At 73.5% G+C, this 17,575-nt stretch carries 16 protein-coding genes; 6 read left to right on the top strand and 10 right to left on the bottom strand.

The genetic code is table 11. The features are described 5' to 3' along the window. Position 1: 1 nt before the first annotated feature. Both QRX60_RS36435 and QRX60_RS36430 read left to right on the top strand, forming a co-directional pair. Positions 2–865: a universal stress protein gene (locus QRX60_RS36435; RefSeq protein ID WP_285995985.1), complete on the top strand. Its 864-nt coding sequence runs from the start codon at positions 2–4 to the stop codon at positions 863–865. Positions 866–923: 58 nt separating this feature from the next. Further along, complete coding sequence (locus tag QRX60_RS36430; protein WP_285995984.1) at positions 924–1,331, top strand: hypothetical protein; 408 nt, start codon at positions 924–926, stop codon at positions 1,329–1,331. A gap of 18 nt (positions 1,332–1,349) precedes the next feature. Here the strand turns inward: QRX60_RS36430 and QRX60_RS36425 are convergent, their stop codons facing one another. Then, the gene (locus QRX60_RS36425) at positions 1,350–1,943 is read right to left on the bottom strand and encodes a TetR/AcrR family transcriptional regulator (RefSeq protein ID WP_285995983.1); all 594 of its coding nucleotides are present in this window, start codon (positions 1,941–1,943) and stop codon (positions 1,350–1,352) included. A 37-nt stretch (positions 1,944–1,980) separates the two neighbouring features. Between QRX60_RS36425 and QRX60_RS36420 the strand changes: the two genes are divergently transcribed. From QRX60_RS36420 to QRX60_RS36405, 4 genes are all read left to right on the top strand, one after another. After that, a complete protein-coding gene (locus tag QRX60_RS36420; protein WP_285995982.1) occupies positions 1,981–2,325 on the top strand; it encodes a cupin domain-containing protein in 345 nt (114 codons plus the stop codon). A gap of 256 nt (positions 2,326–2,581) precedes the next feature. Next, entirely contained in the window at positions 2,582–4,705 is a 2,124-nt protein-coding gene (locus QRX60_RS36415; protein ID WP_285995981.1) for an AfsR/SARP family transcriptional regulator, read from the top strand. Between the two features lie 157 nt (positions 4,706–4,862). Beyond that, positions 4,863–5,729 carry a manganese catalase family protein gene (locus tag QRX60_RS36410; protein ID WP_285995980.1) on the top strand — a complete coding sequence of 289 codons (867 nt, stop codon included), beginning with the start codon at positions 4,863–4,865 and terminating at the stop codon, positions 5,727–5,729. A 90-nt stretch (positions 5,730–5,819) separates the two neighbouring features. Further along, entirely contained in the window at positions 5,820–6,320 is a 501-nt protein-coding gene (locus tag QRX60_RS36405) for an amidohydrolase family protein (protein WP_285995979.1), read from the top strand. Positions 6,321–6,373: 53 nt separating this feature from the next. On the opposite strand, the gene QRX60_RS36400 is transcribed toward QRX60_RS36405, so the two are convergent. The 9 genes from QRX60_RS36400 to QRX60_RS36360 all read right to left on the bottom strand — a co-directional run bounded on the left by QRX60_RS36400 (position 6,374) and on the right by QRX60_RS36360 (position 17,531). Further along, positions 6,374–9,259 carry a beta-galactosidase gene (locus QRX60_RS36400; RefSeq protein WP_285995978.1) on the bottom strand — a complete coding sequence of 962 codons (2,886 nt, stop codon included), beginning with the start codon at positions 9,257–9,259 and terminating at the stop codon, positions 6,374–6,376. 36 nt (positions 9,260–9,295) lie between these two features. Then, complete coding sequence (locus QRX60_RS36395; RefSeq protein WP_285995977.1) at positions 9,296–10,282, bottom strand: arabinan endo-1,5-alpha-L-arabinosidase; 987 nt, start codon at positions 10,280–10,282, stop codon at positions 9,296–9,298. 154 nt (positions 10,283–10,436) lie between these two features. Next, the gene (locus QRX60_RS36390; RefSeq protein ID WP_285995976.1) at positions 10,437–11,441 is read right to left on the bottom strand and encodes a pectinesterase family protein; all 1,005 of its coding nucleotides are present in this window, start codon (positions 11,439–11,441) and stop codon (positions 10,437–10,439) included. A 59-nt stretch (positions 11,442–11,500) separates the two neighbouring features. Next, complete coding sequence (locus tag QRX60_RS36385) at positions 11,501–12,271, bottom strand: pectate lyase (protein ID WP_332845874.1); 771 nt, start codon at positions 12,269–12,271, stop codon at positions 11,501–11,503. A 170-nt stretch (positions 12,272–12,441) separates the two neighbouring features. Next, positions 12,442–13,725, bottom strand: coding sequence for a pectate lyase family protein (locus QRX60_RS36380; RefSeq protein ID WP_285995974.1), 1,284 nt, complete (start codon positions 13,723–13,725; stop codon positions 12,442–12,444). An 11-nt stretch (positions 13,726–13,736) separates the two neighbouring features. Then, complete coding sequence (locus QRX60_RS36375; RefSeq protein WP_285995973.1) at positions 13,737–14,663, bottom strand: DUF6807 domain-containing protein; 927 nt, start codon at positions 14,661–14,663, stop codon at positions 13,737–13,739. Continuing rightward, a complete protein-coding gene (locus QRX60_RS36370; RefSeq protein WP_285995972.1) occupies positions 14,660–15,892 on the bottom strand; it encodes a Gfo/Idh/MocA family protein in 1,233 nt (410 codons plus the stop codon). The genes QRX60_RS36375 and QRX60_RS36370 overlap by 4 nt, the downstream gene beginning before the upstream one ends. Further along, complete coding sequence (locus QRX60_RS36365) at positions 15,892–17,001, bottom strand: Gfo/Idh/MocA family protein (RefSeq protein ID WP_285995971.1); 1,110 nt, start codon at positions 16,999–17,001, stop codon at positions 15,892–15,894. Before QRX60_RS36365 ends, QRX60_RS36370 begins: the two co-directional genes overlap by 1 nt. Further along, positions 16,998–17,531, bottom strand: a complete 534-nt coding sequence (locus tag QRX60_RS36360) for a DUF624 domain-containing protein (RefSeq protein WP_285995970.1) — start codon at positions 17,529–17,531, stop codon at positions 16,998–17,000. Before QRX60_RS36360 ends, QRX60_RS36365 begins: the two co-directional genes overlap by 4 nt. Positions 17,532–17,575 lie beyond the last annotated feature (44 nt).

Below are 17,575 nucleotides of genomic sequence, written 5' to 3'. Positions count from 1 at the left end.
GATGACCGCTGCAGCCACGCCGCCGATCGTCACCGGGGTGGACGGGTCGGCCGAGTCCCTGGACGCCGTCCGCTGGGCCGCGCGGACCGCCTGCCTGCGGGACGCGCCCCTGGAGATCGTGCACGCCCTCGACGTCCCGGCCCTGCTCGCGGGCGGGGTCGTGCCGCCACCCGAGGAGATGGTCGACGCGCTGCGCGCCCGCGGGCGGCGGGCCCTGCGGACCGCGCGGGAACTGGCCGCCGCGCAAGGGGTTCCGGCCGCGGCGACCCGGCTCGACCCGGACCGTGCGGCCCAGGCGCTGATCGGGGCGTCGCGCGCGGCCGCCCTGCTCGTCGTCGGCTCCGCCGGGCACGGCAGGCTCACCAGCCTCCTCGCGGGCTCGGTCGCCGCGGCGGTCGGGACGCACGCGCACTGCGACACCGTCGTCGTCCGCGGGGACAGCTGGGACGAGCCCGGCGCGGGCGAGCTCCCGGTCGTCACCGGCATCGACGGCAGCGAAGCCGGAACCCGCGTGCTGGCGGCGGCGCTCGCCGAAGCCCGCGCCCGCAACGCTCCCCTCGTCGTGCTGCACGCCTGGACGGACGCCCCGCCGCCGCGGCCGGACCCGCGGTGCGTCACCGAGGCCGGTCGGCGGCTGCTCGGCGAACGGCTCCACGACCACGACCTCGGCGACGTCGCGGTCGAGCAGGTCGTCGTCCGCGCCCACCCGCGGCGCGAGCTGATCGACCGCAGCGAGGCCGCCCAGCTGGTCGTCCTCGGCGACCGCGGCCGCGGTGGCTTCCCCGGGCTGCTGCTCGGCTCCACCGGCCAGGCGCTGCTGCACCACGCGGCGTGCCCGGTCCTGCTCGTCCGCACCACCCCTTGAGGGAAGCGGGACGGAAGCGGGATCCGGCAGGATGGCACGGACCGAGAGCGAGGATCAGATGAAGACAGTGGTGCGAGCCGGACTGGTCGCGATGCTGGCCACGGCACTGGCGGCGCCGGCCCAGGCGGCGACCGTCAAGCAGGTCACGAGCACCTGCCACGCCGGGGAGTTCGGCGGGACGTTCACCCTGCGGTACGACACCTCCGGCGGCTACCACCACCCGCTCGGCGCGATCACCACGGCAGGGCCCTACATCGGCGACGTGGGCACCGAGTCGCTGAGGATCTCCTACCGCGACGGGCTGGGCACGCACGCGGTCTACTCGCGCGTCAGCCCGGCCACGAACGGCACGCACACCGAGACGCTGCCGGCCGGGCTCGCGATCCCGGCCACCGCGCGGGGCACGGCGTCCACGACGTTCGACAACGGCACGACTTCCTGCGTCGCCACGGTGCCGATCACGTAGCCCTTCACCCTGGGGGATTCATCGCGGGTCGAGCGCCGCTCGCAGGATCGCCCGGGCCGAGGCCGCCAGGACCTCCGTCGCCCGGTCGCGGTCCAGCCCGCCGATGTCGGTCAGCCACACCAGCGACTCGATCCCCGTCGCCGAGCGGATCGCGACCGCGAGACCGTGCACGTCGACCCGCGGATGCGTCTCGGCGAGCGGGGCCAGCGCCTCCTCGATCCAGCGGATCGCCCGGCCGCCCCGCAACGCCGGCTGCTCCGCGCCCGGCTCCAGCGAAAGCCGCAGCTGGGCCCGCAACTGCGGCTCCCAGCGCACGGTGAACCGGAGGAACTCCCGCATCACCAGCTCCAGGCGCGCGGCGGGGTCGGCGGGCGCGTCGGCGGGGAGCAGGCCCGCGCCGTCCTCGATCTCGGGGTACGCCGCCAGCAGCAACGCGCGCTGGTTGGGGAAGTACCGGTACGCCGTGGTGCGGGAGATCCCGGCCGCCGAGGCGGCTTCCTCCACCGTCGGCGCCCCTCCGCGGGCCAGCAGTTCGTGGGCCGCCTCGACCAGCGCCGCCCGCGTCCGCCCCTTCTGCCGCCGGCGACCCGTGGACTCATATGGCACTTCCATGCCATCATGGTACTCAGGTCCCACGAAGGAGGCGGCCATGACCGGTGATCCGGCCGAAACGAACCCCGAGCTGTACCGGGTGGTCCTCGAAAACGAGCGGGTGCGGATCCTCGAATACCGCGACCGGCCCGGCGACCGGACGGCGCCGCACCGGCACCCCGACACCGTCATGGTCACGCTCACCGCGTTCAGCCGACGCATCTCCGCCGGGGGCCGCGAGGTGCGTGTCGACCTGACCGCCGGCGAGGCGCGCTGGGTGGCGGCGCAGGAACACTCCGGCGAGAACGTCGGTGCCACGCCCACGCACGCCTTCTTCATCGAGCTCAAGGAGCCCGGTGGCGAACCGCCCGGAACCGCCCTGGGCCCCGGCCTCCCGGCATAGCCGCGGGAAGGGCGCCCCGGCCGTGCCGTCCGCCGCGGCGGCGGCGAAAACCCTTGCCCGGGCCCGAATCTTGCGTCTCGCGGGCGTCCTCCCGGACAACCGCGGGCCCCCGTGCGCGACGCGGCATCCGGCAGCGCCCGCCGGCGGGCCGTCGACACCGAGCCGACGCGGCTTTCCTTCCTGTCGACGTATCTCGGGCGGCCCACCGCGCTCCTGTAGGCCTGAGCGCGGAGGCGCCCGCGGCGGAGGGGCGGGGATGGTCGGGAACACCACCGGCGGGGTGGACCTCGGAGTGCTGGGTCCGTTCGAGGTCCGGATCGGCGGAGCACCACAGGACGTCGGCGGGCCGCGCCTGCGGACCCTCCTCGCCGTGCTCGCGGCGGAAGCGGGCCGCGTCGTCAGCGTCACCGCGCTCGGCCGCGCGCTGTGGGGTGAGCGGCTGCCCGACCACGCCGACCGGACCGTGCGCACGTACCTTTCGCGGCTGCGCGGCTCGGTGGATCCCGGCCTGATCCTGACCCGCTCGCCGGGGTACGTCCTGCGCCTGGCACCGGAGGCCCTGGACGCGGCGCGGTTCGAGCAGCTCGCCGGGGAGGGACGGCGCGCGCTCGCGGCCGGCGAGCCCGGTGTCGCGCGCGAACACCTGGGCGCCGCGTTGGCGCTGTGGCGCGGAAACGCGTACGAAGAGTTCGACGGCGTGGAAACCCTGAAGGCCGAAGGGATGCGGCTGGAACGGTTGCGCCACAACGCCGTCCAGGACCGGATCGACGCCGACCTGGCCACCGGCGAGGACACCGGCCTGATCGCGGAACTCGAGGCGCTGACCGCCGCCTTCCCCGGCCACGAACGGCTGTGGGCGCAGCTGATGACCGCGCTCTACCGCGCCGGACGCCAGGGGGACGCGCTGGAGGCGTTCCGCCGGGCCCGGCACGGCCTGATCACCGCGTCCGGCGTGGAGCCGTCGCCGGTGCTGGCCCAGGTGCACCGGCAGGTGCTCGCCCACGACCCGGGGCTGCTCCCGGCCCGGCCCGCGACCGTGGTGACCGCCCCGGACGACGCACTGGCCGCCGGCGAGCACGCCCTGCTGGAGGACGGCGACCTGCGAACCGGCCGCGAGCACTTCGAGACCGCCTACCGCCGCGCCGAGCGGGCCGGGGACGCCGACGCGCTCGCCCGCGCGGCGCTCGGCCTGGGCGGGGTGTGGGTGCACGAACACCGGACGGCCGCCGCGTCGGAACTGCTGCTGACCCGCCTGCGGCACGCGCTGGCGGAGGTGGACCCGGCCTCGACGCTCGCCCGCCGGCTGCGGACGCGGCTCGCGGGCGAGGAGGACTACCGAGCCGTCACGCACGACCGGATCCTGGCCGCGGTCGAGGAGACGCGGGACGCCGGCGACCCGGTCGCGCACGCCGAAGCGCTGAGCCTGGCCCACCACTGCCTGCTCGGCCCGGACCACCCGGCCCGGCGGCACGAGCTGGCCACCGAGCTGGTCGGGGTGAGCGGCCGGTCCGGGCGGCGCACCGACCTCGTGATGGGCGTGCTGTGGGAGACCGTCGACCTGTTCCTCGCCGGCGACCCGCACGCCCAGCGGCGGCTCGGCGAGCTCGAAGACCTCCTGGCGGCGCGCAAGCACCTGGCCGCGGGGTTCGTCGCCGACGCGGTGCGGGTCATGCTGGCCATCCGCGCGGGCCGCTTCCGCGAAGCCGAGCAGGGCGCCCAGGCCTGCGCGGAGCTCGGCCAGGCGGCCGGCGACCTGGACGCGCTCGGCTGGTACGGCGCGCAGCTGGTGGCGATCCGGTGGTTCCAGGGCCGGCTCGGCGAACTGGTGCCGGTGCTGGACGGGCTGATGCACTCCCCCACCCTCAGCCCGATCGACAACTCCTACTACGCGGCGCTGGCGGTGGCGGCCGCCGCGGCCGGTGACCGCCGGACCGCCGCGGGCGCCCTGGCGCGCCTGTGCGGCGACGACCTGGGCGCGCTGCCGCGGTCGAGCACGTGGCTGATTTCGCTGTGCGGCGCGACCGAAACCGCTTACCTGCTGGACGACACGGAAACGGCGGCGCGGGTTTCCGGGCTGCTCCGCCCGTTCGGCCACCTGCCGGCGATGGCGAGCCTCGCCATCGCGTGCTTCGGCTCGGTCCACTACCCGCTGGGCACAGCCGCCCTGACGACCGGCGACCTCGACCGGGCGGTGGCGCACCTGCGGGCAGCGGTCCGGCACAACCTGGCGCTGGCCCACTGGCCGGCCGTGGTGTTCTCCCGGCGCCGCCACGCCGAAGCACTGGTCCGCCGCGGTGCGTCCGGGGACGCGGCGACCGCCGAGGGTGAGCTGGCCGCGGCCGTCGAGGAGGCCCGGACGTTCGGCGAATCGGCCCGGTGAGGACACGGGACGGCGATTCCCACCCGATTCCCGCACCACCGATCCCACGCGGAAATCGCGGTTTTCGGGGTTATCGGCGCGGCGCCCGGGAATGCCCCGGCTTCCGGCCACCGGTTCCACCCCGGGAACCACCGGCGCCGACGAAAGGGACTCTCGCGTGTTCCGTCACACCAAGCTGCTGCAGTTCGAAGCCAAGCCCGAAAAGCCCGACCCCGTCTACGCCCGCAAGCTCCAGGAGCTGATCGGGGGCGCTTTCGGCGAGATGAGCGTGACGATGCAGTACCTGTTCCAGGGCTGGAACTGCCGCATCGAAGGCAAGTACAAGGACCTGCTCATGGACACCGCGACCGAAGAGATCGGGCACGTCGAAATGCTCGCCACCATGGTCGCCCGCCTCCTGGAAGGCGCGCCCGCCACCGCCACCGCCGAATCCGTCCAGGACCCCGTCATGGCCGCGATGATCGGCGGCATGGACGTCCAGCAAGCCATCGTCGCCGGGGGCGGCGCCCTGCCCGCCGACAGCAACGGCTACCCCTGGAACGGCCGGTACATCGTCGCCTCCGGCAACCTGCTCGCCGACTTCCGTGCCAACGTCGCGGCCGAAGCGCAGGGCCGGCTGCAGACCGCCCGGCTCTACAACATGACCGACGACCCGGGCGTCAAGGCGATGCTGCGGTTCAACCTCGCCCGCGACACCGTCCACCAGAAGCAGTGGCTCGCCGCCATCGAGGAGCTGAAGGCGGACGGGCTCGAGGACGAAATCGTCCCCAACGCGCTGCTCGACGAAGAGGACCAGACCCACAACAAGACCATCTGGCACCTCTCCGACGGCCCGGACGGCGCCAAGGGCGGCAGCTGGACCACCGACGCCGGCATCGAGTACCTGATGGACCCGGAACCGCTCGGCGGCCCGGGCACCGCCCCGAAACCCGACCCGGCGCTCTACGGCACCTACGCCCCGCTGCAGGACGCCAAGGGCACCGCGAAGGGCAAGGCCAAGGCGGTCAAGAACAAGCTGAAGTGACCCGGCGCCCGGTGCGTCGCCGGACGCACCGGGCCCTCCCCTTCTCCCGTGCCCGGCTGCCAGGCTCGGCGTCGACGAGAAGGAGCGACGATGCCCGGACTTCTGCTTCGCGACGGCCGCCGGGCGGGTGACGGTCAGCCACGCGTACGCGCTCGCCCAGGCGGCGCGGCGACGCAGGACCGCCTGGCGGCCGCGCTCGCGGAAGCGGGCATCACGACCACCACGGCGGCGATCTTCGACTTCCCGGTCCCGCCGCTGAAGCGGCTGCGCGAAGCCGGGGTGAACGCGGCGTGCGGGCACGACGACATCCGCGACCTGTGGAGCCCGTTCGGCAGCGGCGACCTCCTCGAGCGGGCGATGCACCTGGCCTACCGCAGCACGTTCCGCCGCGACGAGGACATCGAGCTGGCCCTCGAAGCGGTCACCTACGGCGGGGCCCGCGCCCTGGGTCTCGACAGCTACGGGCTCACCGAAGGCGCGCCCGCGGACCTCGTCGTGGTCGACGCCGAGACCCCGGCCCACGCGGTGGTGACGCGGTCGCCGCGCGAGCTGGTCCTCAAGGCGGGCCACATCGTCGCCCGCCGAATGTAGTGAGTGACTCATTCCTGTCGCCCGGCGACAGGAATGAGTCAGTCACGTCGTCGCTACGGCCGCCACCCCGGCGAAAACACCGGCCGGACCGGGACTCCCCCGCGGGCCGAGCCCAGGTCGGTCAGCACCACGCGCTCCAGGCCGTTGCCGTCCCCGCCGTCGCTGGTCACCGCCAAGGCCAGGGTGTTGCGGCCGTGCGGGTCGAGGATCCCGGTCGGCAGCGCGAACGTGTGCTGCGGCCCCACGTCGGCGACGTACTGGCCGACGTTCCAGCCGTTGAGGAAGATCAGCACCCGGTAGTGGCCGCCGGAGCGGGGCCGGGCCGGGTCGCCGAGCGTCAGGCCCACCGACGTGTCCTGCCCGGCCGGCACCTTCAGCGAGAACGTCGTGCGGTACCACGTCGTCCCCGGCTCGGCGGTCGCCGCCGGGACGGTCGCCCGCGTCCAGCTCCGGTCCGGGAAGCCCGGCAGGGACCAGCCCGCGCGCTCGCCCGCGAGACCACCGTTGTTCAGCGGGCCGCGCACCGGGTCCGCCGTACCGCCCCGGATCTTCCACGCCACCCCGGCCGGTGACACCGAGATCAGCCCGCGTCCCTCCTTGTGCGCGTCGTTGACGCCGCCGTCCTCGTTGTGGCCGTTGTTCCGCACCATCACCGACAGCACGTGCGAGCCGGCGCCGCGTAGGCCCTCCGGCACGGCGAACGTCGCGGTGCCGGTCGTCGGCGGTGAAGCCAGCGCGGACGGCAGGACGTCCTGGCCGAGGTACTGCCCGTCCAGCCACGCCTGCAGCATCCCGGCCCCGCCCCCGCCGTAGCGCAGGCTGACCTGCTCCCCCGGCGAACCCGTGAACCTCCCGCGGTACCAGACGTCGCCGACGCCGAAGCCGTAGTCGTCCGCGGTCAGCACCGGCTGACCCGCCGGCGGCGGAGTGGTGCTGCTGGTGGAGGTCTGGTCCGCGGCGGTCCACGCCGAGTCGTCGTACCCGGGCACCGACTCCGGGGAGCCGGGCGCGGACCGCCAGCCGGTCAGCTCCGGCAGCCGCGGGTCGGCGGGCCCCGGCAGCGGCCGGACCGCGGCCAGGCTGCCGGACGCCGTCGGCCGCATCGGCACCACCGCGCCGTTCCACCGCACCACCGGGCCGCGGGCGCCCCAGACCTCGAGGTCCCGCGTGCCCTTCGTGTCACCGGTCAGCGAGAGGCCGCCCTGCGCGGTCCGCACCAGATCCGGCCCGCGCACGAGCAGCCCCGGTGCGGGACGCCAGAACGTGCCGGCCGTGGCGTCGTCGGCGAGCAGCAGCGTGACGGCCGGGCGGCCGCCGCCGCTGATCCGGACCCGGGCGAGGCCGTCGTGCCGGTAGGCCAGCCGCAGGTCGTGCCCGGTCCAGGTCGTCGTCACCGCGCCGGCGAGGACGTCCACCCGCGGCCGGGACGCGTACCGCAGCACCGTTTCCCCGTCCTCGCCCGGCCGGCCGTGCAGCAGCACCGTCCCGGCGGCCTCGGCCATCAGCTCCGACGTCGAGTACACGAGGTGCTGGCCCGCGATGTCGAAGTTCGCCACCAGCAGCTTGGCGTCCTGGCCGTCGAGCCGCACCGGAACGGTGTAGGAACCGTCCGGTGTGGACAGCGGGAAGGTGAAGCTGTCGTCCGTGGTCGCGTTGGACGGCGAGTGCATCGGCACGTACAGCTGGACGCCGGTGTCCGGGTTGACGTTGTGGTAGACCTTCACCGCGGCCGAGGACGACGTCACCGGGTCGCCGCGGTCCAGCTTGGCGACGTCGGGCACCGTGGCGAGGAAGTAGCCCAGCTCCTTCATCGTCAGCGCCTTCGGCCGCAGCTGACGCCCTTCGTCGATCGCCGCGCCGTAGTCGTACGACGAGTAGACGACCGGGGCGGGCAGCCACCCCCACGACGTGCCGCCGAAGGTCATGTAGAAGTTCTGGAGCGTCAGGCCGTTCGCCAGGTTGGTGCCGTAGAACACGCGCTCGTAGCCCGGCCCCTGCCGGACGGCGGTGCACGGGTACGTGCCGTTGCTGCCCCAGTAGTCGAACCAGCCGCCGCCGAACTCCGCGGCGAAGCCGGGCGTGTTCGGCGAGGCGCTCGCGCCGCCCTTCGCCCCGCCCGGGCCGTAGGTCCCCCAGTCCGGCGCGACGCTCGGGCTGCCGGGCGTCGCGTCGGCCCGGCAGGTGCCGCCCGGGTAGCCGTCGAAGGCGTAGAGGTCGACTTTGCCCGGCACAGTGCCGGGCACCCCGGAGTCCGCCGGCACCCAGATCCCGTTGCGGCCCTTGTCGTTGTGGAAGACCGGGACGGCGATACCGTCGGACCGGACCTTGTCGTACAGGTGCGCCACGTAGTTCCGCTGCGCGGTCCCGGTGGCCGCGAGCTCGTTCTCGATCTGGTAGAGGATCACCGAGCCGCGGCCGTCGGTGTACTGGTGGCGCGCGATGATCCGGTCGATCCGCGAAAGCCAGTCGTCGGCCGCGGCGAGGTAGTCCGGCGCGTCGCCGCGGGCCCGCCCGGCCTGCGTGCTCAGCCACGCCGGGAAGCCGCCGCCGGTGACCTCGGCGTTGATGTAGGGACCGGGCCGGGCGATGACGTACAAGCCGGCCTCGGCCGCCAGGTCGAGCACGCGGTCCATGTCGCGGACGCCGGTGAAGTCGTACACCCCGGGCGCCGGCGAGTGGTAGTTCCAGTCGAAGTAGATCGACACCGCCGTGTAGCCGGTGGCCTTCATCTTCTGCAGCACGTCGCGCCACAGGTCCGGGCTGGGCAACCGGAACGGGTGGAACTCGCCGGACCAGACGACCTGGCGGCGGCCGTCCAGCATCAGCGAGTACTTGTCGAAGGTGACCTGGTGCCGCACCGGTGACACCGCGGACGCGGGTGCGGCGCACAGGCCGGCCGTGACGAGCAGCGCGAGCGCGAAAACCGTCAAGCGGCGCATGAAACTCCTCCTCGGGTGCGGCACGGTGCCCTCCGATCAGTGGACGTAGGGCCAGCCGGCGCTGTCGTAGCCGATGAGGTTGATGCCGAGCTTGCCCGTCAGCGGCGTCGCGTCGGAGTAGTAGTAGTGGTAGATCAGCACGTCGGCGTCCGAGTCGTGCAGGACCGCCACGTGGCCGGGGCCGTGGACGTCGCCGTGGCTCGCGAGGATCTCCGTGCCGCCGCCCGCGGTCATCCGGACACCGTTGCGGTCGGTGTACGGCCCGGTGATCGACGTCGACCGCCCGGCCATCACCCGGTAGGTGCTCTTCGTCCCCTGGCAGCACAGGTCCCACGAAACGAACAGGTAGTAGTAGCTGCCGTGCTGGACGATGTAGGGCGCTTCCTCGGCCGTCGTGCTCCCGGTGCGCTGGGCGATGGCGCGCAGGGCGGTGTCGGTGGTGCTGCGCTCGCCGGTCGCCGGGTCGAGCCGGTACATCTTTATGCCGGTCCACCACGAGCCGAAGCTCAGCCACCACCGGCCGGCGGAGTCGACGAACAGGTTCGGGTCGATCGCGTTGTGGTCATCGGAGTTGCTCGTCCGCACCACCAGCCCCTGGTTCGTCCAGCTGCCCGGCAGACCGGTCGCGCTGGTGGCCAGGAAGATCGCCGAGGTGCGCGAACCGAGCGTCGATGCGGCGTAGTACAGGTAGTACCTGCCGCTGTGGAACGAGATGTCCGGCGCCCACGGGTATCCCGGGTCGGCCGGATCGGTGAACGGCGCGGTCCACGGCGCGCCGTCCGGCCAGACCGACCCGATCTTCGTGAAGTGGATCCGGTCGGTCGAGCGCCGGATCTGCAGGTACTGGTCGGTGGAGTACAGCAGGTAGCTGCCGTCGGCCGCCCGGATCATCGACAGGTCGTGGACCGCCGTGATGTCGCCGGTCACGTACCCCGGGTCCGGGTAGGTCGCGGCCTGGGCGGCCGGCGCGCTCACCAAGGCGGCGGCCACGGCGATGACGGCCGGGAGGGGGCGCGGTCTCATGGTCTGTCCTCGGTTCGGCGCTGATCCTGGACTGTTAGCGTTAACATACGGAGCGGCCGCCACTTCGGTGGAATCCGGGTGAGGTGACGGTGGAATGGTTGACGCTCACCCGGATTCCGTCAAGAGCCGCCGGGAGGTTTTCCCACCGGCGGCATCAGTGCACCGGGTTCCACCCGTCGCCGCCCGCGAGGTACCGCTGCGCGGTGAACGTCGCGGCCTGGGCGGTGCTCAGCTGCGGCCGGTCGGCGCCGGTGCCCGCACCCGGCCCGGTGTTGTGGTACTCGAAGAACCGGGCGTCCTTCCACGAGAAGCCGGACATGTCCGTCCAGGGCGCCGGCTTGATCGCCGCCGGGAGGACGGTCTCGCGGACGACGACCTGCGCGATGGCGTCGACGTCCCCGCCGGGGTGCCACGGCCGGCCCAGGTGGAAGCTCGCGTCCGCCGCCGCGCTGACCACCTTGCTGTCGACGATCAGGAAGCCGTACGCGTTCGCCCGACGGGTGCTCGCCGCGGTCAGGTAGCCGTTGGGGTTCGAGCCGCGGTCGAGCGCGGTGATCGTCGCCCGGTCGAACACGGCGGTCGCGCGCCCGAAGAGGAAGTCGACGTCACCGCTGATCGCGCAATTGCGGTAGTACTGACGGCCGGTCGTGCCTGCCGCCGCCGTGTCGGCGTAGAGCGTGTCCTGGCGGCCGAGGAAAGTGACGTTGTCGAAGACCATCCGGTCGCCGGTGGTCTTCACCGCGACCGCCTGGGTGGCGGTGATCTCCGGGTGGGCCCGGCGGTCGAAGGAGTTGCGGAAGGTCAGCGCGCTCGCGGTGAAGCCGTTCGCGGCGATCGTCGCGGTCGCGCTGCCCGTGGTCCCGTACGTCGAGCCGTCCGGTTTCTTCGTTCCGCCGGCGTTGTCGTAGTCGATGACGACATCCGACGCCTTGCCGGTGGTGCCGCGCAAGGTGATCCCGGTCTTGCCCGCGGGCACGGTGATCACTTCGTGGTAGGTGCCGGGCTTCAGCGAAACCGTGCCCCCGGCGGGAACGGCGTCGATCGCCGCTTGAACGGTCGCGAAGCTCCCCGAGCCGTCCGCGGCCACCACGAGGTGCGCGCAGGCGGGCATCGTGAGCGACGCGCCCGCGAGAGCCGAGGCGATGAGCAGGGTGAACACGGGTACCTCCACCGGGGAGTCCGGGGGCACCGGACGGCGGACGGCACCCCCCGGACGGTTTACTGGTAAGTGATGGTGGCGCTGGTGTAGAGGCAGTTCGTCGAGTCGGGCCCGCTGCCGATCTTCGTCGGCTCGCCGCTGGTGACGCCCTGGTACTTCTGGCAGGGTTCGATCTTGCGGCTCGAGTCGCCGACGATGGTGATCCGGGTCAGCTTCGCGGTGTCGCCGTAGTTGGTGTTGATGCCCACGAGCGCCTTGCCGGGCACGGTCGCGGTGACGTTGTCGACGACCACGGTGCGCTTGTACTGCGTCTTGCAGTTGCCGCAGGAGCGGTACAGCTTGCCGAAGTCGTTGACCTGGAAGTTGCGGATGTACATGGTGCCGGGCCCGTTGTGCTGGAAGACCTTGTCCGACGCCTTGCGCGCACCGCCGCCGTCGATGGTCATGGTCTGCGAGGCCGAGGTGCCCTTGAAGGTCGCCGCGTCCTCGCCGACGTCCTCCCACCAGACGTTGAGCAGTGTGCACGTGCCGAGGCAGTGCACGCCGTCGGCGGCCGGGTTGCCGAGGACGACGTTCTTCAGGGTGGTGCCGTCGGCGAGCTCGAAGAGCGGGCCCTGGTCCTCGTCCTGGCCGCTGGTACCGAGGTCGCCGGTGCCGTAGAACCGCTTGAGACCGCCGTCGTAGGTACCGCTGGTGACCTTGATGGTCGCGCCGATGGGCACGCTCGTGCTCGGGTTCGGCCAGGACGCGGCGGACGCGGTCGCGCCGGCACCGGCCACCGCCGAGACCGCGAGGGCGGCGACGGCCGCGACCCGGAGCACCCGGAGCACCCGGGATATCGGGGACATGCTCATCACTCCTTGGTTCTTCCCGTTCGGGAACGGGTCCTCATGAGTGCTGAAAGCGCTTTCTCAGTTTCGGGTTCGGCGCTTCCCCGTGTCAATGCCGCCCGCCGCACGGGGTCTCCGGTCCCCCGGACGGTCGCCGAAGCCGTCGATTTTCAGAAAACGGGACCGGCGCCGGCCAGTACGCGCGTCGGCACGGCCCACGCCGGGTCGAGCCGGTCCACCAGCGCCGGTGTCCAGCCCACGTCCGGCCCCAGGTCGGGGTCGTTCGCCGCGTTGTACTCCGCCAGCAGGTCCACCGGACGCGGGCGCGCCGAACCCACCGAAACCAGCGTTCCGGTCGCGTGGAACACCGTTCCCTTCCAATAGTGGACCAGCGCGCCCAGCGGCACCGACGCCGGGATCCGGAAGAAGTTGTTCTCCGCGTGGATCCGCGATTCGACCCCGACGCCCAGCGAATACGTGTACGCAGCCGCGTCCCGCACGACGTACAGGTTGTCGTACACGTGCACCTGCCCGTACCGCACCCGCGGCGCGCGCTGCCCGATCTCGGAAAAGACGTTGTGGTGCACGGTGACGCGCAGCTTGCCCACGTCGTAGGCCGGCTTGTCGGTGTTGCCGATCAGCATCGTCTTGTCGTGGTCGTGCAGGCGGTTGTCCGACACCGTCACGTAGTCCGAGCCGTTGACGATGTCCAGCAGTCCGTCGTGGACTTCGTACTTGCGCCCGAAGTACGTGGGCTGCGCGGTGTTCCCGCCGTCGCTGAACTCGTTGTGACTGACCCACACGTGCGTCGCCCCGACGAGGTCGACGTTGTCGTACTCGGAGTTCCAGTTCCCGTCCGCGCCGTCGAGGGGGTCCCACTCAGGAAAGCAGTCGTGCGCGTCGGAAAACCGCAGGTTCCGCAGGATCACGTTGTCGCCCGTGACGCGCAGGGTCAGGCCGTGCAGGGTGGCGCCGCCGAGGCCGTAGACCGTCGTGTTCGGGCCGACGTCGAGCACAACCTGCGCCGCCTGGTTGGCCTGTGACCGGGCCCGCGCCTCCTCCAGCGGTCCCGACGGCTCGACCTTGCCCCACGTCGCCGGGTCGTAGGCCGCCAGGTACGCGGGCAGGCTGTAGGCGGGATCGGCGAAGTCGGCACAGGTCCGAGGCCGGTCGCGGGCGTCCACATCGCCCTCGATCGTGCCGCGGACGTAGACGATCTTCGGCGCGCCCGGGTGCGCCGCCAGCGCGGCGGCCAGCTCCGAGCGCCGGGTCACCGTGTGGACGTCGCCGGGTGCGGCGGCCGCTCCCCCGGTCGTCCCGGTGGTCGCCGCGCCCCAGCCGTCGTGCGCGCCGAGCACGACGCGGCCCGGCTCGTGGCCGTCGGCTTCCGCCGGCGCGGCGGTGAGGGTGAGTCCGAGCAGGGCGCAGCACCCCGCGAAGGCCTTCCAGCGCATGTCGGCTCCTTCTACTCGGCCGCCCGGGCCGCGAGCTCGGCCAGCCGGGCGGGGTCCGGATCGCCGTCGAGGACGACGACGTGGTGGGTCAGCGTCAGCTCCTCCCCCGGTTCGACCACCCACGGCCGGTGGTAGGTCGCGGCGAAGCTGACCACCGGGAACGGCTCGGCGCGCACGTACCAGGCCGTGGGGAAACCGGGGTTGGCCGGGCTGTCGGCGAACAGCAGCGTCGAGGTCCGCAGGCTCTCGTCGTGGCGGCCGGTGAACGCGAGCCACGGCGCGCGGTGCCCCATCGCCTCGTTCGCCGCCCGGCCGTCGGACGTCCGGACCACGCCGCCGACGAACGAGCGGGGGCCGCGCCAGAACAGCCCGCCGTACCCGGCGGTGTCGCGGCCTTCGGTCACCGGGCTCCCCCAGCGCAGCTGACGGCCGCTGGTGTTGCGCAGCCGGCTCGTCCAGGTGAGCGTCCAGTGCCCGCCGGCGACCGAGACGTCGCCGAAGCGCAGCGTGCGGTGCTCGGTCAGCCACCGGCGGCCCGCCGCGGTGCGCCAGGCCAGCTCGTGCCGCAGTTCGCAGTGCCCGGCCGCGGAAACGATGCTCTCCCAGCGGACGTGGCCGACGCTGCCGTTGTTGCCCAGCGGCGTGTACCCCCGGCCGCGCACGTAGGTCCGCCCGCCCCAGAAGTTCTCCCCCGAGAGGTGGGCCATGGTGAACTGCAGGCCGTTGTGCCAGGGGTGGTCGTGCGGCCGGACGGCGGTCACGGTCTCGCCCGCGGTGGTGCGCAGCGGGTGCAAGTACGGCTTCGGCGAGTCCACGGCCGGCGTCGGCGGCGCCACGACGTACTCCGCCAGCACGAGGTCGCCGACGTGCACGCGCACGCGGCCGTCGTCGTCCTCGGCCAGCTCCACCGTCCCATCCCCCACCGCCGCCCGGCTCACGCCGGTTCCCCGATCTCGGCGAGCAGCTCGTCGACCGGCACCGGCGCACCGGTGGCCAGCGACCGGTCGGCGGCCAGCCCGGTGAGCAGCGCCTGCAGACCGGAGTCGTGGTCCGCCGCGCAGCCGAGCTCGTCCGGCTCGGCGTCGCCGAGCAACTCGGCGAGCATCCGCTCGTCCCCGCCGCCGTGGCCTTCGCCGAGGACCTCGTCCAGCACGACTTCGGACGGCGCCCAGTGCCGCTGCACGGTCAGCCGGGCGCGTCCCGGCTCGGGGGCCGGCACCGCGCCGGCCGGGAACTCGTTCTCGCGGACGTCCAGCTCGAGCCGTCCCTCGCTGCCGGCGAACGCGACGCGGTAGCCCTCGCGCGGCGAGTAGGCGTGCAGGTGGTAGTTCAGCACCACTCCGCCGCGGTGGCGGACGAGCACCGACAGGTCGTCCTCGATGGTGACGCCGGGTGCGAACACGTCCTGGTTCCGGACGTAGCCGTCTTCGCGCTCCGCGTCGCGGTAGAGCGCGCGCAGCTTGGGTGAGGCCTCGAGGTCCAGGGCGAACCGGTCGTCGGCGGCGGTGCGCCGGTGGCCGTTCCCGTCGCCGTAGAAGAACAAGCGTCCGAAGGCGAACACCGTCTCCGGGCCGCGGCCGAGCCACCAGTTGACCAGGTCGAAGTGGTGGCCCGACTTGTGCACGAGCAACCCGCCGGAGTTCGCCTTCTCGCGGTGCCAGCGCCGGAAGTAGTCGGCGCCGTGCGCGGTGTCGAGCAGCCAGCTGAACTCGACCGAGCCGATCTCCCCGATCGCGCCCGCGGCCAGCAGCTCGCGCACCCGCCGGTGCACCGGGTTGTACCGGTAGTTGAAGGCGACCCGCACCGAGTGCCCCGTCTCGCGGCGGGCCGCGAGGATGCGCCGCGCGCCGTCGACGCCGGTCGTCATGGGCTTCTCGGTGACGACGTCGCAGCCGGCGTGCAGCGCGGCGACGACGTAGTCCGCGTGCGTGTGGTCCGGCGTGCACACGACGACGACGTCGACGCGCTCCTTGGCCAGCATCGCGGGGAAGTCCGCCGGCCGGTAGCCCGGCACCGAGGCCCCGAGCCAGCCGTTGTGCACGCGCATGCGGGTTTCGCTGCGGTCGCAGAAGGCCGCGAGCTCCGCCCGCGGCGAGCCGGCCAGGGCACGGGCGAACAGCTGGGCCCGGGAGCCCAGGCCGACGATCGCGTACCGGCGCACCACCATCACGTCTCCTCTCGGGCGGGGGTCCAGGGCAGGGCGAGTTCGGAGAAGAGCGCGAGCCGCTCGGCCGCGGCATCGACGGCCCGGTCGACGCCCGGCACGACGAACCGGCGCTCGGGCCCGGTGCCGACGGCGCGGGCCTGGGGCAGCCGCCTCGGCTCGGGCGCGTCGCGGACCGCCTCGACCAGGGCGGTGAACGCGCGGGTGGCGGCCAGCGGAGCGAGCAGCGGCACACCGTCGCGGAGATGGCCGACGAGGTTCGCCAGCAGGTCTTCCGGCGGGCCGACCGGGACCGGCTCGTCACCGACGAGGACGAGGTCGGTCTTGTAGTGCCACCGGATCCGGCCCTCGGTGCCGTGGATCAGTACGTAGGGCTCGTGGTCCGCTTCGGCGGCGAGCGTCGCGGCGGCGACGACGTCCGGCGCACCGGCGAAGCACAGCCGGGCGCACGCCGTGTCGTCCGACTCGATGTCGCGGGCGCGGTACAGCTCGACGGTGGTGCGCTCGGGCAGCGCCCCGGCCGTGCCGTTGAGCAGCAAGGCGGTCGCGACGGCGTGGGCGAACGGGTTCGTCAGGGCGCCGTCCACGACCGCTCGGCCGTCGAGCCGGCGACGGCCCGCCCAGGCGGCCCGCGCGAAGTAGCGATCACGCCGGATCCACGCGCCCGCGGCGGCGATCCCGGTGACCGTCCCGATCGCCCCCCGGGCCAGCGCGGCCCGGATCACCGGGACCGCGGGCGAGCCGAAACTCTGGAACCCGATCTGGCAGGCCCGGCCCCGGGCCCGCTCCGTCAGCTCGTCGAACGCCGTCAGGTCGAGCACCGGCGGCTTCTCCACGAGCACGTGGCAGCCCGCGGCGAGCGCGAGACGGGCCAGGGGCAGGTGCGTGTGCGGCGGGGTGGCCACGACGGCGATGTCCGCCGGCACGCGAGCCAGCAGCTCGGCCGGGTCGCGGGTGACCACCGGCACCAGCTCGCCGGCCTCCTCCGGCGGCTCGCGGATGTCGCACGCGCCGGCCAGGACGATCTCGCCCCGGTCGTGCAGGGCCCGGGCCCGGCGCAGGTGCGTGCGCGCGTAGCCGGCCGTGCCGAACACGACCACCGCAGGAGTCACCGCTGCCCGCCGGTCGCCACGGCCGCCAGCGCCAGCGGCCCGGCCACCAGCAGGGCCAGGATCGGCAGCATCCACACGAGCACCACCGCGAGACCGGCCGCCCCGGCCAGGAGCACGGCGCTCCCGGGCGCCGCCGCGGTCTCCCGCACGGCGGTCACGACCGCGCGGCGCCAGGCCGGCTCGCCGGTCGCGACCACCTCGCACGTCCGCACGGCGACGACGGCGACCGCGGCGGCCAGCACCCACAGCGCCGGGCGGAGCACGCCCGCACCCGGCATGGCGCCCACGACGGCGAGGTCCACCGCGAACAGCACGGCCGCGAAGAGGCCCAGCAGGCCGAACGCCGCCCCACCGCGGACGGCCTGCCGGAAGTCGGCCCAGAACGTCGTCCACAATGGACGACCGATGCCGTGGCGCGCCCGGTCGAGGGCCCGGCAGCCCGCCGCGAACGCCGGGGCCGCGGTCACCACCGGCACCGACGCGAGTGCGACGAGCAGGCCCGTCAGCAGGCAGTCCGAGAAGCCTTCCAACTCGGTTCGCCACTCTGCTGATCGTCTCTGGGTCCGCATCGCCG

This window comes from Amycolatopsis mongoliensis, assembly GCF_030285665.1.
Lineage (GTDB): Bacteria > Actinomycetota > Actinomycetes > Mycobacteriales > Pseudonocardiaceae > Amycolatopsis > Amycolatopsis mongoliensis.
This window is presented reverse-complemented; position numbering and strand designations above follow the sequence as displayed.

Bases quoted from the DNA above. Each gene is read 5' to 3' on its own strand.
- QRX60_RS36435 (WP_285995985.1), top strand. From the start codon at position 2: ATGACCGCTGCAGCCACGCCGCCGATCGTCACCGGGGTGGACGGGTCG.
- QRX60_RS36430 (WP_285995984.1), top strand. From the start codon at position 924: ATGAAGACAGTGGTGCGAGCCGGACTGGTCGCGATGCTGGCCACGGCA.
- QRX60_RS36425 (WP_285995983.1), bottom strand. From the start codon at position 1,943: ATGGAAGTGCCATATGAGTCCACGGGTCGCCGGCGGCAGAAGGGGCGG.
- QRX60_RS36420 (WP_285995982.1), top strand. From the start codon at position 1,981: ATGACCGGTGATCCGGCCGAAACGAACCCCGAGCTGTACCGGGTGGTC.
- QRX60_RS36415 (WP_285995981.1), top strand. From the start codon at position 2,582: ATGGTCGGGAACACCACCGGCGGGGTGGACCTCGGAGTGCTGGGTCCG.
- QRX60_RS36405 (WP_285995979.1), top strand. From the start codon at position 5,820: ATGCCCGGACTTCTGCTTCGCGACGGCCGCCGGGCGGGTGACGGTCAG.
- QRX60_RS36400 (WP_285995978.1), bottom strand. From the start codon at position 9,259: ATGCGCCGCTTGACGGTTTTCGCGCTCGCGCTGCTCGTCACGGCCGGC.
- QRX60_RS36395 (WP_285995977.1), bottom strand. From the start codon at position 10,282: ATGAGACCGCGCCCCCTCCCGGCCGTCATCGCCGTGGCCGCCGCCTTG.
- QRX60_RS36380 (WP_285995974.1), bottom strand. From the start codon at position 13,725: ATGCGCTGGAAGGCCTTCGCGGGGTGCTGCGCCCTGCTCGGACTCACC.
- QRX60_RS36370 (WP_285995972.1), bottom strand. From the start codon at position 15,892: ATGGTGGTGCGCCGGTACGCGATCGTCGGCCTGGGCTCCCGGGCCCAG.